16 protein-coding genes are annotated in these 14,790 nt (G+C 66.1%); 10 read left to right on the forward strand and 6 right to left on the reverse strand.

All coding sequences use genetic code 11. The annotated features are described in order from the left end of the window. Positions 1 to 76: 76 nt before the first annotated feature. The 9 genes from ACYVF5_RS07745 to surE all read left to right on the forward strand — a co-directional run bounded on the left by ACYVF5_RS07745 (position 77) and on the right by surE (position 7,806). Entirely contained in the window at positions 77 to 646 is a 570-nt protein-coding gene (locus tag ACYVF5_RS07745) for a TetR/AcrR family transcriptional regulator (RefSeq protein WP_460944968.1), read from the forward strand. After that, positions 639 to 1,382, forward strand: a complete 744-nt coding sequence (locus ACYVF5_RS07750) for an ABC transporter ATP-binding protein (RefSeq protein WP_460944970.1) — start codon at positions 639 to 641, stop codon at positions 1,380 to 1,382. The genes ACYVF5_RS07745 and ACYVF5_RS07750 overlap by 8 nt, the downstream gene beginning before the upstream one ends. Beyond that, the gene (locus tag ACYVF5_RS07755; RefSeq protein ID WP_460944972.1) at positions 1,379 to 2,179 is read left to right on the forward strand and encodes an ABC transporter permease; all 801 of its coding nucleotides are present in this window, start codon (positions 1,379 to 1,381) and stop codon (positions 2,177 to 2,179) included. Before ACYVF5_RS07750 ends, ACYVF5_RS07755 begins: the two co-directional genes overlap by 4 nt. Positions 2,180 to 2,284: 105 nt before the next feature. Next, positions 2,285 to 2,653 carry a PGPGW domain-containing protein gene (locus ACYVF5_RS07760; RefSeq protein WP_460944974.1) on the forward strand — a complete coding sequence of 123 codons (369 nt, stop codon included), beginning with the start codon at positions 2,285 to 2,287 and terminating at the stop codon, positions 2,651 to 2,653. Between the two features lie 231 nt (positions 2,654 to 2,884). Further along, positions 2,885 to 3,730 carry a putative protein N(5)-glutamine methyltransferase gene (locus ACYVF5_RS07765; RefSeq protein WP_460944976.1) on the forward strand — a complete coding sequence of 282 codons (846 nt, stop codon included), beginning with the start codon at positions 2,885 to 2,887 and terminating at the stop codon, positions 3,728 to 3,730. A 74-nt stretch (positions 3,731 to 3,804) separates the two neighbouring features. Next, positions 3,805 to 4,596: a DarT ssDNA thymidine ADP-ribosyltransferase family protein gene (locus tag ACYVF5_RS07770; RefSeq protein WP_460944978.1), complete on the forward strand. Its 792-nt coding sequence runs from the start codon at positions 3,805 to 3,807 to the stop codon at positions 4,594 to 4,596. A 32-nt stretch (positions 4,597 to 4,628) separates the two neighbouring features. Further along, positions 4,629 to 5,828 carry a glycoside hydrolase family 3 N-terminal domain-containing protein gene (locus ACYVF5_RS07775; RefSeq protein WP_460944980.1) on the forward strand — a complete coding sequence of 400 codons (1,200 nt, stop codon included), beginning with the start codon at positions 4,629 to 4,631 and terminating at the stop codon, positions 5,826 to 5,828. A gap of 90 nt (positions 5,829 to 5,918) precedes the next feature. Continuing rightward, positions 5,919 to 6,938, forward strand: coding sequence for a PfkB family carbohydrate kinase (locus ACYVF5_RS07780; protein WP_460944982.1), 1,020 nt, complete (start codon positions 5,919 to 5,921; stop codon positions 6,936 to 6,938). 70 nt (positions 6,939 to 7,008) lie between these two features. Further along, on the forward strand, positions 7,009 to 7,806 hold the full coding sequence (gene surE, locus ACYVF5_RS07785) for a 5'/3'-nucleotidase SurE (RefSeq protein ID WP_460944984.1): 798 nt from the start codon (positions 7,009 to 7,011) through the stop codon (positions 7,804 to 7,806). A gap of 4 nt (positions 7,807 to 7,810) precedes the next feature. Here surE and ACYVF5_RS07790 read toward each other — a convergent pair whose 3' ends face one another. The 6 genes from ACYVF5_RS07790 to ACYVF5_RS07815 all read right to left on the reverse strand — a co-directional run bounded on the left by ACYVF5_RS07790 (position 7,811) and on the right by ACYVF5_RS07815 (position 13,254). Beyond that, complete coding sequence (locus tag ACYVF5_RS07790; RefSeq protein WP_460944986.1) at positions 7,811 to 8,848, reverse strand: FUSC family protein; 1,038 nt, start codon at positions 8,846 to 8,848, stop codon at positions 7,811 to 7,813. A 4-nt stretch (positions 8,849 to 8,852) separates the two neighbouring features. Then, a complete protein-coding gene (locus ACYVF5_RS07795; RefSeq protein ID WP_460944988.1) occupies positions 8,853 to 9,983 on the reverse strand; it encodes a winged helix DNA-binding domain-containing protein in 1,131 nt (376 codons plus the stop codon). An 82-nt stretch (positions 9,984 to 10,065) separates the two neighbouring features. Then, on the reverse strand, positions 10,066 to 11,088 hold the full coding sequence (locus tag ACYVF5_RS07800) for an App1 family protein (RefSeq protein ID WP_460944990.1): 1,023 nt from the start codon (positions 11,086 to 11,088) through the stop codon (positions 10,066 to 10,068). 114 nt (positions 11,089 to 11,202) lie between these two features. Beyond that, the gene (locus ACYVF5_RS07805) at positions 11,203 to 11,871 is read right to left on the reverse strand and encodes a DedA family protein (RefSeq protein ID WP_460944992.1); all 669 of its coding nucleotides are present in this window, start codon (positions 11,869 to 11,871) and stop codon (positions 11,203 to 11,205) included. An 18-nt stretch (positions 11,872 to 11,889) separates the two neighbouring features. Further along, the gene (locus tag ACYVF5_RS07810; protein ID WP_460944994.1) at positions 11,890 to 12,855 is read right to left on the reverse strand and encodes a M56 family metallopeptidase; all 966 of its coding nucleotides are present in this window, start codon (positions 12,853 to 12,855) and stop codon (positions 11,890 to 11,892) included. 18 nt (positions 12,856 to 12,873) lie between these two features. Continuing rightward, positions 12,874 to 13,254, reverse strand: coding sequence for a BlaI/MecI/CopY family transcriptional regulator (locus ACYVF5_RS07815; RefSeq protein ID WP_460944996.1), 381 nt, complete (start codon positions 13,252 to 13,254; stop codon positions 12,874 to 12,876). A 120-nt stretch (positions 13,255 to 13,374) separates the two neighbouring features. On the opposite strand from ACYVF5_RS07815, the gene ACYVF5_RS07820 reads away from it, so the two are divergent. Then, the gene (locus ACYVF5_RS07820; RefSeq protein WP_460944998.1) at positions 13,375 to 14,787 is read left to right on the forward strand and encodes a cytochrome ubiquinol oxidase subunit I; all 1,413 of its coding nucleotides are present in this window, start codon (positions 13,375 to 13,377) and stop codon (positions 14,785 to 14,787) included. Positions 14,788 to 14,790 lie beyond the last annotated feature (3 nt).

Here is a 14,790-nt window from a genome sequence, read left to right on the forward strand (position 1 = left end):
GGAGGCCCCCTCGCGAGCGACGGATGAATGCTCGTTTGTGGTTGCGAGACCAAATGTTAGTGACTAACATTCGAGGATGTCCGCCACACGCTCCAAGAGCGAACGCACCCGCGCGCATCTGACCGAATGCGCTCTCGAGCTCTTCGACGCGCAGGGCTTCGAGCAGACGACAATCGCCCAGATCGCCGAGCGGGCGGGCGTCACGCAGATGACCTTCTTCCGCCATTTCGCAGCGAAAGAGAACGTTGTGCTCGACGACCCCTATGACCCGCTCATCGGTGCAGCGGTCGGCGCCCAGCCGCGCGCGTTGCCGCTTCTGCACCGCGTCGCCGAGGGAATCCGAGCGGCGTGGTCCGACCTGCCCGAACCCGCGACGGACCTCGTGCGCCGTCGTGTTCGCGTGATCGCGCGGTCAGGGATGCTGCGCGGCGCGGTCTCTCGCAACAACCTGACGACAGAAGAGATCATCGCCGCGCAACTCATCGACGACGGCGCCGATCCGATGGCGGCCCATGCAGCCGCCGCGGCGACTCTCGCCGCGCTCAGCGCAGCGCTCTTCGAATGGTCGCGACGCGACAGTGAACGTCTCTCGACGGCGATCGAGACAGCCCTCGACACGATGACGGGCGGCAGCGCCCGTGAATGAGACGCGTCTCGAGGTTCGCGGCATCACGCGCCGATTCCCGGGCGGGGCCGGAATCGAGTCCATCGACCTCGCGGTGCGGGCCGGCGAGATCCACGCGATCGTGGGACTGAACGGTGCGGGCAAAACGACTCTGATGCGTGTGCTCCTCGGCATGCTGCGGACCGAACGCGGAACCATCGAGCTCGACGGAGCGAGCATCCTCACCGCCTCACCCTCGATCTGGGCACGGGTCGGTCACCTGGTCGAAGCGCCATTCGCCTATCCGGAACTCACCAGTCTGATGAACCTGCGTCTGGCGGCGAGGCTCAGCGGCGTGCCGCGGCACCGTATCGAGGCCACCGCTCGGGCCGGGCTGGCTCAGCTGGGGCTCGAGGCGTACGAACGCGTGCGCTCGACGAGGCTCTCACAGGGGAACGGGCAGCGGCTCGGCATCGCGGCGGCTCTTCAGCATGACCCGATGCTCGTTGTGCTCGACGAGCCGACGAACGCGCTTGACCCGGCCGGTGTCATCCTGCTGCGCGAACTTCTGCTGAGGCGCGCGGATGCCGGTGCGGGCGTTCTCGTGTCGAGTCACCATCTCGACGAGGTCGCTCGCATCGCGCATCGCATCACGGTTCTCAACGCCGGGCGCGTCATCGGTTCTCTCGACCCGCACGGCGTCGACATCGAGCGCGCGTTCTTCGCCACCGTGCACGCCGACGAGACCGTGCACGCCGACGACGAGAGCGCAGCATGAACGAGATCGCATCGCACGGCAGGAGAGGGACCTGGTCGGCTCTCGTCTGGGCGGCGGTTGTCGTCGAAGCCGTGAAAACCACAGCGTCCCGCGTGACAGGGGTAACGACGGTGCTCCTTGTGGTCGGCGTCGCTGTTCTCGGCGCATCGATGACGCTCGCATCTGCGGCCGGCAACGAGCAGGTGATCGCCCAGCTCGGCGCATTCGGCGGTATAACCGGATGGCCGCTGTTGCTCGGCATCTCGGCCCAGGTGATCTCAGCCGGAGGTGTGCTCGCCTTCGGCGTTGTGCTGAGCTGGATGTTCGGCCGCGAGTTCTCGGAGGGAACGATCACCGCGCTGTTCGCACTGCCGGTGAGTCGCGCCACGATCTCCGTCGCCAAACTGGTCGTCTACGTCGTCTGGGCATGCGTGGCCTCCGCGGCATTGGCGGGTGCGGTCTGGCTGGTCGGCCTGATCATCGGGCTCGGCCCGCTCGACGCCGATGCCGCCGATGGCCTGCTGCGGCAGCTCGTACTGAGCCTGCTCACCGCGCTCATAGCGGTTCCCGCCGCGTGGAGTTCCACGATCTGGCGCGGGCTTCTGCCCGGCATCGCGATCACGGTCTGCGTCGTCGTCTGCGCGCAGGTGATGGTCGTTCTGGGAACGGGCGCCTGGTTTCCGTTCGCCGCCCCCGCTCTTTGGGCCATGGATCCGAGCAGCGTCTCATCCGGCCAGCTGGCTCTCGTCTCGGTTGTGCCGCTGCTGTTCGGGCTTATGACCGTTCTCTCGTGGCGGCGGCTCGAGCTCGACCGCTGAGGGCGCGTCATCCCGAACGGGTTCAACGACGGGTTCAACGACGGGTTCGACGACGGGTTCGACGACATGGAGGGGACCCGAAGGCTGGTGTATTACCCTGGCGCCATGGATGCTGCGAATGGCACGGCCGGCGGCCGGTCTGACGGCCGCTCTTCTGGCGTCTTTCATAAGACGAGACGGGTGATCCGCCGTCACCCGCGTGTGAACCGCGCCTACCGGACGTCTGTCGGGGTGACGGGCGCGACGACTGTCGCTCTCGGAATCGTCCTCATGCCGTTGCCCGGGCCAGGCAGCCTGATCGCTCTCGGAGGGCTCGCCATTCTGGGCACGGAGTTCGAGGGTGCGAAGAAGGTGAGCACACGGGCGAATGCTGCCGTTCGCACCGGGCTGGCCAAGGCCAAGGAGCATCGGCGCCAGAAGAAGGAGCGGTCGGCCGAGCGTGACGCTCGCGATCCGGCGCACACGGGCAGATGATCTCGAGCAGGTCGCGTTCGGCGTTCGCCTCGAGAGCCGCAACACCGGTGCTCGCGACGTCCCTGCTCGTCGTTCGCTGGTAGTGTGGGCGAGTTCGAACACGACAGAACTCGGACACGGCAGAAGGAGGTGAGACCCATTACCGCTTCAACGCAACGGGTGCTCCCTTCGCACACCCGCCCACTCGGCTGACGTCGTGCACCAGGGAGGCCCCCTTCTGAAGGGCTCCCCATGTCTGGCATTTCTTCACGTCGCTTCAGCGACACCATCACCGCCCTCCGCCTCGCCGGCTGCGTCTTCGCCGAAGACGAGGCAGCGCTCCTGAGCGAGGCCGCGCAGAACGACGACGACCTCGACGCCTTGGTCCACCGGCGGATCGTCGGTGAGCCCTTGGAGCAGATCGTGGGCTGGGCGGAGTTCGCCGGCCTGCGGCTGGTCGTCGAACCCGGCGTCTTCGTTCCCCGGCGACGCACCGAGTTCCTCGCTCAGGTGTCGACAGCTCTGGCGGCGCCCCTCGTGAACCCGGTGGTGCTCGACCTGTGCTGCGGAGTGGGGGCGGTGGGTCTCGCCGTCTCGACGTCGCTCCGCGACGTCGAGCTCCTCGCGTCTGATTGTGAGGCGAGCGCCGTTCGATGTGCTCGCGCGAACATCGGAGCACGCGGTCGGGTTTTCGAAGGCGATCTCTATGACCCGCTTCCGTCCGCTCTGCGCGGGAAGATCGATGTGGTTGCTGCGAACGCACCCTATGTGCCGAGCCGGGCGATCGAGCTGATGCCGCGAGAAGCACGTGACTGGGAACCGCGGTCGGCTCTCGACGGCGGGACCGATGGCCTGGCGATCCAACGACGGGTGCTCGCCGCGGCAGGAGAATGGCTCTCGCCACGGGGACGCGTGGTGGTCGAGACAAGTGAGCGCCAGGCGCGAGAGACCGCTCGACTGTTCGCTGACGCCGGTCTCACCTGTGAGATCTTGCGGTGCGACGACGTCGATGCGACGGTTGTGAGCGGTGGGTTGATCCACTCTCGTCCTGTGAACGAGATCAGCTCGCGCCGGCAATTGTTCCCGTGGTGCCGGTAAGCAACGTAACGTTAGAGATGCGGTCTCGACCTCGCTGCCTGCTGAGCGACCGCATGTTACCCGAAAGGTGCGCTTTGAGCGACGAATGTATCCACGGCTTCGATGTCGGCCAATGTGCCACGTGTTTCCCTCAGGAGCCCCCTCAGTCAGAGACAGCGGCCACGCCTGTCAGACGCAAGGCGAGCAGGACCTCCCGCCCCGCACTGGGCAGCGCCAAGCATGAGCCAGAGGTCGTCGACCTCGGCCAGCGGCGGCTGTATCACGTCAGCCACATCGACAATCTCGACGGAATCCTCGAGCACGGCGCTCTTCTTGCCGATGCCGATCTGGCGGGTGGCGGACTCCGCCGCGTCGACATCAGCTCGTCAGCGCAGCGCGACAGGCGGCGCCAGGTTCTCGTCGCCGGGCATCCGGTGTCGGCGTATGTCCCCTTCTTTCTCACTCCGGATGCCGACACCTGGACCAACCTGAGGATAGGCTCTCGCGATTCGCGCCTGTCGCCAGCCGCGTATGAGTTTCCGCCAAGTGACTATGTCGTCTTCGTGACGACCATCGATCGGGTGCGACCCCTGACGCGCGAGAAGATTCCTGTCGGGTTCGCCGTGGCAGACGACGACTCCGCTGACGACCTGGCGCGCATCGAGACGAGCGAGACCGGCGTGAACCGGGCATTCCAGCGTTTCGACGGCGACGATGGCAGGGAGCGGGCGCGCGTCGCGGAGGCCCTTGTCGCCGAATCGGTGCCGCTCGGCGCCGTCTCGCTTGTGGGAGTCGCGAACATCCGGGTCAGGGAACGTGTGAAGGATGCCCTGACCGCGGCCGGGCAGACCACAAAGGTCGCTGCATACACGCCCTGGTTCGAGTGAACGGTCTCACCGCACAGGCCTAGGCTGGGGCTATGTCGCCCCACCCCGTCCTGCGACGTGGCTCCGCTTCCCGGGCCCGTCGCGCGCTGGGGGCCGCTCTCCTCGTGGTGTTCGCCCTGACGGCGTGCACGGGTGAGGGCAGTGCCCCGCCCGAACCGACGGCGAGCGCGCCCGAGACGACGGCTGAGCCCCGTCCAGACGCGACGGTCGCGTGGGCACGGCGAACACTCGCGTCGATGTCACTGGAGGAGAAGATCGCCAGCACGCTGATGCTGCACGTTCCGGGCACGGACGCCGCCCGCATCCGCTCCTTCGTTGAGACGCATCAGCCAGGGGGTCTCATTCTCATGGGTGACAACATGCCCGCGGACGTGGATGCTCTCAACCGGCTCGTCATCGAGATCACGCCAGACCCCAGGGTTCCCCTGCTCATCGGCATCGACCAGGAGGGCGGGGAGGTCAAGCGAATCGAGTCCGATCACTGGCCGGCAGCCCGGAGCCTCAAATTCGAGGAGCCAGCCGCTGCAGAGACAGCCTTCGCCGCACGGGCACAGCTGCTCTCGCACGCCGGAGTGAACATCAATTTCGGAATCGTGGCCGATGTGACCGCAGACCCCGGCTCGTTCATCTACGGGCGAGCGCTCGGAACGACTCCCGACTCTGCTGCGGAGCGCGTCGCCGCGGCCGTTCGTGGAGAATCCGGTGAGGTGCTGTCCACTCTCAAACATTTTCCCGGGCACGGCTCTGCGCCGGGGGACTCACACGTCAGCGTGCCGTCGACGGCCAAGACGTTCGACGACTGGCTGGCGTCGGACGCCGTCCCGTTCGTCTCCGGGATCGATGCGGGCGCCGGGGCCGTGATGTTCGGGCACCTGGCATACACCGCCGTCGACCCGCAGCCGGCATCGCTGTCGCCGGGGTGGCATGACGTCCTGCACAACGATCTCGGCTTCGACGGGATCACGATCACAGACGACATGGGCATGCTCGTGAACACCGGCTTGCCGGAGTACCAGAATCCGTCGGAGAACGTTATACGTGCCCTCGCGGCGGGGAACACGATGATCCTGTACATCCTCGGCGCCGTCGATCCAGCGACGATCGTCGCCGATGTCGTGGCAGCCGTCGAGCAGGGGCGCATCGCCGAGCAGCAGATCGATGACGCCGCGCTCCGCCTGCTCGTCGAGCGCCGGCAGATCGGCGCGGAGTGGATGCCGATGGTCAGGCGCTGACGGCTTCGGCGGCACGCCTGTGAAAGCGAGGGGTCGACGAGTAACGTGAGAGCAGGGATCACGTCGTCTCACCGATCGAGGAGCCGCCTCATGACCCGGAAGACACCGTCAGCCCCGCCGAGCGGGGGAACGGCGAGGGGTGTTGTCATCTTCTCGCCTTCGCCGATTCTGACGGTGACGATCGAAGACCAGGCGGACGCTGCCGACATCCATGTGCATGCCGGAGGACAGGGCGTCTGGCAGGCGAGAATGCTTCGAGCGCTCGGCATCGACGTCACGATGTGCTGTGCTCTCTCGGGTGAGACCGGTCGTATCGTCGAGCATCTGCTCGACGACGAGGGATTTCGTGTGCTGGCCGTGCGGCGGCAGGCGCGAGGGGCCGCATACGTGCACGACCGTCGCAGGGGTGATCGGATCGCGATCGCCGAGAGCGAGGGAACACCGCTCTCTCGTCACGAGATCGACGAGCTGTATGGCCTCACCCTGCGCGCGGCCCTCAACTGCGGGACCGCCATCTTGAGCGGGCCGATGGGGAGCGAAGTCGTCCCGGCCGACATCTATCGCCGTCTTGCCGCTGATCTGCGTGCCTCCGACTGCACGGTGATTGCCGACCTGTCGGGCGAGCGCCTGACCGCGGCGATCTCTGGTGGCATCGACGTGCTGAAGGTGAGCGACACCGAGCTCAAGTCAGACGGCTTCGTCACCGACACGGATGTGGGGCAGCTCGTGCGTGCCATGCACGGGCTGCGGGAGAGAGGGGTCGGCCACGTCATCGTGACCCGGGCAGCCGAGGCGGCGCTGCTCCTCGCGGACGGACGTGTGAACGAGGTGCATCTTCCCACCATGCAGCCCGTCGACACCAGCGGAGCCGGCGACTCGCTCACCGCGGGCGTGGCTGCGACGCTGGCGGCCGGTGGGTCGATCGAAGAAGCGGTTGCGCTGGGGGCAGCAGCAGGAGCACTCAACGTCACTCGTCACGGGTTGGGAACGGGGGAAGGCGAGACGGTCTATGAGCTCAGGGGTCGCGTGCGGTTGTATCCGGTCGAAGACGGCGAACGAACGACGACGATCAGCCCGGATGAACTCGCGAGGAGGGTGAAGGAGCGGTGAGCCCGACGGTGAGAACGCCGGTCACGAACGATGGTGAGGACCTTGATCGCGAACCGGTGAGGGGCCGAACATGCGGACGCTGATCACAAACGACGATGGAATCGATTCTCCCGGGCTGCTGAGGCTGGCGTATTCAGCCGTCGAGGCCGGTCTTGACGTGGTGGTGGCGGCACCGGAGTCGGAGCGAAGCGGGAGCGGAGCGGCCATCACGGCCACAGAGAGCGACGGCGGGATCCTTGTGGAGCGCCGGCATCTGGAAGGGCTGGACGGCATCGACTGCTTCGCGGTGCATGCGGCTCCGGCGCTCATCGCTCTCGTTGCAGGCCACGGTGCATTCGGCGACCCTCCGGATCTTGTGCTCTCCGGAGTGAACCGGGGAGTGAACCTGGGGCGCGTCGTCCTGCACTCCGGAACCGTCGGTGCGGCGGTCACGGCCGGCGTCAACGGCAAGCGAGGCCTGGCGGTCTCTCTCGATGTGGGCCCGAAGACGCCCGAACCGCGCTGGAGCGTCGCCGCACGGCTCGCGCAAGAGCTTGTGCCGCTGTTGCTCGATCAGCCGCAGGGAACCGTTTTCAACCTCAACGTGCCTCAGTGCGATTCCGACCGTATGCCCGAGCTCAGGGCGGCGACGCTCGCCAGTTTCGGTATCGTGCAGACCACGATGGCGGAACGCCACGACAAGCGCATCCGGCTGTCTGTCGCCGATCCATCTGACCCTCTCGAGCCGGGAAGCGACGCACAGCTGCTTGAGGAGGGATTCGCGACGGTGAGCTCGATCAGCTCTCTGCACGATCTGCCCATGCCGCCGCTCCCCGAACGGGGCGTCTCGCCCCACGGGGCGGTCGCCGGTGCGCAGCACATGCGCTGAGCAGCTATTCGCCCACGATCTCTTCCCGAATGCGGCGAAGGTCCTCCATCAGGGAGCCGATCAGTATCCAATGATCGGGGTGGGGACGGCGGATGATGAGTGGTGCTGTGAGCGCCGGCATCGGGGCGCTCTGGCCACCGTCGGCATCCTGAACCTGTTCGGGCGGTCTCGTGAGCAGTCGCAGATCGTGCGCCGCTCGCTCGAGTTCGGTGGCGATCGACTGCACGGTGCCGTCATGGTGCAGATCTTCGGCATAGTGGTCGCGGAACGCGCGGGTCATGCCGACGGTGCGGGTCACGATGGCCGTGAGCCGATTCAGCAATTGCTCGGTCTCAGAGAGCGCCCGTCTGTGAGCTGTGCGCCGTGGATTGAGAGTGAGGGACTCCTCTCCCTCGGCCAGCGCCGCCTGCGCTGCCTCTCGCATCGGCCGCAGCAGTCTCGCCTCGATCATGAGCGTATCGAGCTGTTGCCTCGACTGCGGAGACCGCAGCGCGGCGGCGAGCCGATCGAGTGACTGCGCGACCTCGGCGGCGAGCAGGCCGACGGCCTCTCGTGCCGGCCCCAGGCGCACGGGCGGAACGATGATCACGTTGACGATGAGCCCGATGGCGGCTCCGATGAGGGTTTCGACGATGCGTTCGACGGCGTATTCCGGTGAGGCGGCGCCGATCGCGAGAACAAGCATCGCGCTGATCGGAATCTGATTCGCCGACGGGGGAGTGAGGCGGAACAGCCATCCGACGAAGATCGCGATGACGACGGTGATCAGCACGATCCAGGTCTGCTCGCCGAAGAGCAGGCTGATCCCGAGCGCGATCACAACGCCGATGATCACCCCGACGCTGCGTTCGACGGCGCGCCCGAAAGACTGGTTGATGCTCGGCTGAACCACGAGCAGGGCGGCGATGGCCGCGAAGATCGGGAGCTGGACGGGGAGCAGGAGACCGGAGACCACCCAGGCGAGGATGGTGGCGACGCTCGTCTTGGCGACCTGCAGAAGCGGCAGCCGCGATGCCGTTCTGATCTTCGGGACGATGCGCATGTGTCTACGCTACGACAACGGTCACCGGCTTCCCCCTGAAAGCGCCGTATGCCTGGATCGAGCGTTCGAAACCGGTGCGCGTCGAGGTGCTGATCGATTCGAACGGGGTGAGTCCGATGTCGATCGACCTGGCTCGTTCCTTCTTGCTCCAGGTGCCCACAACGCGCCCGCGGTTCTGCACGGTCGGCATAAAGACGCCGTTGTTGCCCGGCACGATGCGTGAGCCGTGGTCGACGTGCATGGTGAAGGCGCGGTTGCGATATCCCAGCACCGTCTCGTCGAATCCCGGCAGCGCATGCACAAGGCGCGATGACGGGGATGCCGAGACTGACGACGAAAGCCGCACGAGCTCCACCCCAGAGGCGCTCACCCGCTCGACGTCGTCTTCGAGGCTCGCCACGGCGGTGCGGGCGTCGCCGAGGGTGATGCCCGCCCACCATGCGAGGTCGTCGACGGATGCCGGCCCATGCCCTCGAAGATAGCGGCGCGCGAGTTCGTGAAGAGCCTCGTCGCGCGTGAGCGCAGGCGCGCTCGGGATCCAGTCGTCGCACCACACGAAGAGCTGCTCGCTGCTCTCGAACGGGCCGAGGCAGATGAGGCCCTGGCGCGCGAGATGACCGAGCAGGTGCGGGCCTCGTTGCCCGGTGGGGTCGACGCCGCCGCGTTGGATCGCGGTCATCAGGTCGGCCCGTGAAAGGCGTTCATGCGCTGAGAATGCACTCTCGACGGCCTTGGCGGCGCGTGTGAACTCTGCGGTGCCGAGGTTCAGCTCGCGGAAGCGGCTCGCCAGACCGGCCGTCGTCCGCGCGGCGGTGAGCGACAGCATCCAGCGGAGGTCTTCGCCGGCGATGGCGTGCAGTGTGCCCCGCATCGGCCACGAGCGCACGAGGTGCCTGCTGTCGAACGCATCGCGCACCTGAGCCATGGTCGGCGAGTTGGGGCTTCTGACCGCGAGCGACCAGAGAAGGCCGGCGAGATCCTGCCCCTGCATGGCGTGCATGTGGCGGACCACATCGGCGATGTCTGATCCGCCTTCGGCGACATGCGCCTGTGGTGTGCGAGCGTGACGGTCGGACAGCAATTGATTGGCGAGACGCTGCTGCCTGACGGCGGCAGCGGTGAGAACCGGCGTCATCGTCGACTGCGGGTGTCGTGGGCGCTGATCATGCGGTCAGGCTAGCAGCCGCCGCTGACGGGGCGCGTCGCCTCGATGCGTCTCACAGAAGACCGAGTTGCTCGAGCTGGTCGAGAAGACCCGCGCCGTCTGGGGCGTAGACCCACTTCGGGCTCGCCCGGCCATGGTCTTCGGGCTTCGAGCGCCCGCCCGCGAGAACCGCCTCACTCGTGGACAGCTGGCGGATGGCCACAGCCGCGACACTCTGCGGGTGTTTCTGGGCGAACTCGCCATAGATGTCTTCATCGTGCTGGCCGTCGTCGCCCACGAGAACCCATCTGATGTCGGGGAACTCCGTCGCCAGTCTCTCGAGGTTCTCCTGCTTGTGCGCGCGGCCGCTGCGGAACAGCCTGTCATGGGTCGGTCCCCAGTCGGTGAGGAGCAGGGAGCCGGCGGGGTACAGATGCCGCGAGAGGAATCTGGTGAGCGTCGGTCCGACGTTCCAGGCACCCGTCGACAGATAGATCATGGGGGCGCCGGGGTGCGACCTCACGAGGCGCTCGAGCAGCACCGACATGCCCGGCACGGGCGTGCGGGCGTGCTCGTCGAGCACAAAGGAGTTCCATGCCGCGACCAGCGGACGCGGAAGCGCCGTCACCATCACCGTGTCGTCGATGTCTGACACGACTCCGAACCGCACGGCGGGGTCGACGATGTAGATCTGCGCTGTGGTCTCTGGTGACGCCTCCGTCCGAAAGCGGACCGGTTGCCAGCCGGGCACGAGCGAGGCCGGAAGCACGACGTCGATCACGCCGCCGCGGTCAGCCGTCACGCTGTGCTCGGTGTCTCCGACGGTGATGGTGACCTGTGCGTCACCGACGGGAATGCTCGTGAAGCTGCGCCAGCCCCTGATCCTCTGCTGCGGCGAATCCGACGGCGACGCGACGAGATCGTCTGGCGCGGCCATGAGCACCCGGCCGAGCACACGCACCCAATCGGCGGAGCCGTAACCGGCATAGGGAATCACCGTCGCGACACGACCGCGTTTGCGAGCGCGACGCTGTCGCCAGTCCAGGAACCAGTCGTCGAGACGAGCGGCCCTGTGGATGCGAGGAGTCCTGTTCATAGGTACTGCGTCGTCTGCTCCTGGAGAGGCGGGCTGAGCTTCTGACACCCACACAGTCTGTCATGCATTCGTCACAGGGGTGAGCGACGACGTTCGTCTGGCGATGACACCCGTTCAGACGTCATCCGTCGGTTCCGGCTGCTGCTCGTTGTGCATGTGGCGTGATTCACGTCTGTGCAGCAGAGTCTTGACGACCCAGGCGGCGACGAGGAACGCGGCCAGGATCCCGACGAAGACATAACCGGCGAAGTGCAGGCTGTCGGCGAGCTCACGGTAGGTTCCCGCCGCCGCCGAGGCCACCGAGACGTAGGCGGATGACCACAGCAGGCAGGCCGGGGCCGTCCAGGCGATGAAGGTGCGGTATCTCATCGCGCTCATCCCGACGGTCAGCGGGATGAGCGAGTGCAGCACGGGAAGAAATCGTGAGATGAAGACGGCTATGCCTCCGCGTTTGGCCAGATAGTTCTCGGCCCGCACCCAGTTGTGCTCGCCGATCCGGCGACCGAGCCCGCTGGCGCGAATGCGCGGCCCGAAGAACCGGCCCAGTGCGAAGCCGATGCTCTCCCCGATGAGAGCGCCGAGGAGCACGGTGACGACGAGTGCGACGAATTGGAACGGTCCGTCGACGCCCGTCGCAGCGACGATGACGACCGTGTCACCCGGCACCACAAGACCGATCAGAACCGATGTCTCGAGCATGATGGCGACACCGGCGATCAGGGTGCGCAGGAACGGGTCGACGCCCTGCACGGTATCGAGCAACCAGGTGAGGACGTCGTTCACACCGAGATACTAGAGGAATCAGCTGAGCAGGAGCAGCACGGGCGGCACGGCGAGCAGCGCGACCGACGCCGTGATGACGGCAATCCTGAGTGTGAGGGGGTCTGGTGAGTCCTCGGCCAGGAGCCGTGAGATCCGCGGACCGATCATGCCTGCTTCGGCGGGGTGCGCCTCGGCCTCGTGCGAGGCGGGTGTCAGGGTGTCGGAAGACGCGAGGGGGCCATGGGCGTCCGCCGACGCACCTGTGCCCACCAGGGCGATCGCCGTGGCGAGTGTGTGATCGTCGACCTCGCGACGTGCGCGGTCGTCGGCAAGCATCTCCACGAGGAGCGCAACGGCGTTCTCAGCACGGTTGGCGATGGGAAACCAGGGGAGTGCGCTGTGCCACGACTTGAACGCGAGGAGCACAAGGTGATGCTGCTGTTCCAGATGCGCTCGTTCGTGTGCGATGACACCGCGAAGCTGTTCCGCATCGAGGATCTCCAGGAGTCCGCCAGAGAGCACTGTGACCGACCTGATAGCACCGGGCAGGCAATAGGCCACGGGCGCCGAATGCTCGAGAAGCCGTGTGTTGGGCGCATCGGGCATCGGAGCGCTCAGCAGCTGGACGAGCGAATGGTGCCTGCGCCGCTGCCTCTCTGTGCGGATGGAGGTGAGGGCGAGGTTGAGCAGCAGGTGGAGCGCGAGCAGAAAGGCGAAGCACAGGGCGAAGGCGTGCGCGATGGATGCGTCTGGGGGCAACGTGCCGGCGATGGTGTGCGCAACAAGTGCATCGACGCCGTCGATGAGCGTGTGGCCGAAGGGGATCAGCCCATAGGTCACGAGGGACCCGATCATCGAGAGCCCTCCCGCGAGGGCGATCGCCTGCCAGAGCACGAGCGCAGTGCCGGGAGCTCGTGACGGCCACCTGGCATGCGAGAGAGCGATGGGCACGGGCCACGCCAGGCAGACGGCAAGACAGGCGAGGGCGACCGACGCGACGAACATCAGAGCCGGCCCGCTGCGTCAGTTCTCGCCGCGTGCCCCGAGCAGGCGGCGAAGCGTGGCCGCCTCTTCTGGTGATACCTGCCCGATGAACCGCGCAAGAGCCGCCTCGCGGTCTGGCACGGCGCCGAGGACCTCATGCATCAATTCTGCCGTGTGCTCGGCCCGCGTCGTCACCGCGCGGTACAGGTGCGGGCGCGTGTCGCGATCACGCTCGACGAAGCCCTTGTTCTCGAGTCGCGAGAGCACCGTCAGCACAGTGGTCGATGCCAGTTCCCTGTGCACGTGGCCGTCGCTTCCCGGCTGCATCAGCCGATCTCGGAGGTCACCGGACGAGAGCGCGCTGTCAGCAGCCCACAGCACGTCCATCACCGATCGTTCGAGTTCACCGAGTGTCGCCATAAGAACAGACTACGGGGTTTTCCCCAATAGTTCTACATGGCGTAGACAAATGTTCTACACTGTGTAGAGATTGGTCTTCTACACTCCGTAGAACGATCGGGATATCACCGCGGAGGTGACGTGAACGAGCTCCTCGACCCGCTGCTGCTCTCGCGCTGGCAGTTCGGCCTGACAACCATCTACCACTTTCTGTTCGTGCCGCTCACGATCGGCATGGCGGCGACTGTCGCGATATTCCAAACCGCGTGGGTCCGTACCGGGCGGGTGCACTACCTGCAGCTGACGCAGTTCTTCGGCAAGATCTTTCTCATCAACTTCGCGATGGGTGTCGTCACCGGCATCGTTCAGGAGTTCCAGTTCGGCATGAACTGGTCGGACTACTCCCGGTTCGTCGGCGACGTGTTCGGAGCACCTCTCGCATTCGAGGGGCTTCTCGCCTTCTTCTTCGAGGCGACGTTCATCGGACTGTGGATCTTCGGATGGAAGAAGCTCCCGCCACGCCTGCACCTGGCATCCATCTGGGCGGTTGTCGTCGGGTCGATCACCTCCGCCTATTTCATCCTGGCCGCCAACGCGTTTATGCAGAACCCCGTCGGGTTCGCGATCAACGAAGAGAAAGGACGCGCCGAGCTCACGAGCATCGGCGAGGTCCTGACCAACCCCGTGGTTCTCGCCGCCTTCCCGCACACGATCTTCGCGTGTTTTATGGTGTCGGCCGGGCTCGTCATCTCCGTCGCGGCCTGGCACCTCTCACGAAACCAGCACCTCGACACCATGCGTCCCGCTCTGAAGTTCGGGATGTGGGCGATGGCGGTGTCCGGTGTGCTCACGGTTCTCGCAGGAGACCAGCTCAGCCTGACGATGGTCGCGACGCAACCCATGAAGATGGCAGCGGCAGAGGCGATGTACAACACCTCGAGCGGGTACGACGCTTCTTTCTCGCTCTTCACGCTCGGCACACCCGACGGTTCGTCCGAACTGTTCTCGATCCGGGTGCCCTACCTGCTCTCGTTCCTGTCCACCCATACGTTCGATGGGACCGTCGAGGGGATCAACAACCTGCAGGAACAGTACGTCCAGCTGTACGGACCTGGCGACTACGCACCGATCGTCTGGGTCACCTACTGGTCGTTCCGCTGGATGATCGCACTCGGCCTGATGCACGTCTTCGTCGCCGTCGTCGGACTCTGGATCACCAGGAAAGGGCGGATGCCGCGGCAGCGCTGGATCTGGAAGGTCGCCATCTGGTCGTTCCCGGCGTCTCTGGCGGCCATGATCCTCGGCTGGGTGTTCACCGAGATGGGCCGGCAACCGTGGCTGGTGTTCGGCCTGCTCAGAACCGAGGACGGTGTGTCGCCCGGCGTGAGCGGAGTCGAGGTGCTGATCTCGCTCCTCGCGTTCACCGCGATATACGGGGTCCTCGCCGTTGTGGAGTTCAAGCTGATCAAAAAGGCCGCGCAGACGGGTCTGACGGTCACGCATGACGATGACGACGCGGGTTCTGCGCCGAAGATCATCGAGACGGTCTACTAGGAG

Source organism: Okibacterium endophyticum (assembly GCF_054780075.1).

What these genes read in the sequence shown, in the direction of transcription:
- ACYVF5_RS07815 (WP_460944996.1), bottom strand. Translation starts at nt 13,254, where the DNA reads ATGGCGACACTCGGTGAACTCGAACGATCGGTGATGGACGTGCTGTGG.
- ACYVF5_RS07765 (WP_460944976.1), top strand. Translation starts at nt 2,885, where the DNA reads ATGTCTGGCATTTCTTCACGTCGCTTCAGCGACACCATCACCGCCCTC.
- ACYVF5_RS07760 (WP_460944974.1), top strand. Translation starts at nt 2,285, where the DNA reads ATGGATGCTGCGAATGGCACGGCCGGCGGCCGGTCTGACGGCCGCTCT.
- ACYVF5_RS07810 (WP_460944994.1), bottom strand. Translation starts at nt 12,855, where the DNA reads ATGTTCGTCGCGTCGGTCGCCCTCGCCTGTCTTGCCGTCTGCCTGGCG.
- ACYVF5_RS07800 (WP_460944990.1), bottom strand. Translation starts at nt 11,088, where the DNA reads ATGAACAGGACTCCTCGCATCCACAGGGCCGCTCGTCTCGACGACTGG.
- ACYVF5_RS07775 (WP_460944980.1), top strand. Translation starts at nt 4,629, where the DNA reads ATGTCGCCCCACCCCGTCCTGCGACGTGGCTCCGCTTCCCGGGCCCGT.
- ACYVF5_RS07780 (WP_460944982.1), top strand. Translation starts at nt 5,919, where the DNA reads ATGACCCGGAAGACACCGTCAGCCCCGCCGAGCGGGGGAACGGCGAGG.
- ACYVF5_RS07745 (WP_460944968.1), top strand. Translation starts at nt 77, where the DNA reads ATGTCCGCCACACGCTCCAAGAGCGAACGCACCCGCGCGCATCTGACC.
- ACYVF5_RS07795 (WP_460944988.1), bottom strand. Translation starts at nt 9,983, where the DNA reads ATGACGCCGGTTCTCACCGCTGCCGCCGTCAGGCAGCAGCGTCTCGCC.
- ACYVF5_RS07755 (WP_460944972.1), top strand. Translation starts at nt 1,379, where the DNA reads ATGAACGAGATCGCATCGCACGGCAGGAGAGGGACCTGGTCGGCTCTC.
- ACYVF5_RS07790 (WP_460944986.1), bottom strand. Translation starts at nt 8,848, where the DNA reads ATGCGCATCGTCCCGAAGATCAGAACGGCATCGCGGCTGCCGCTTCTG.
- surE (WP_460944984.1), top strand. Translation starts at nt 7,009, where the DNA reads ATGCGGACGCTGATCACAAACGACGATGGAATCGATTCTCCCGGGCTG.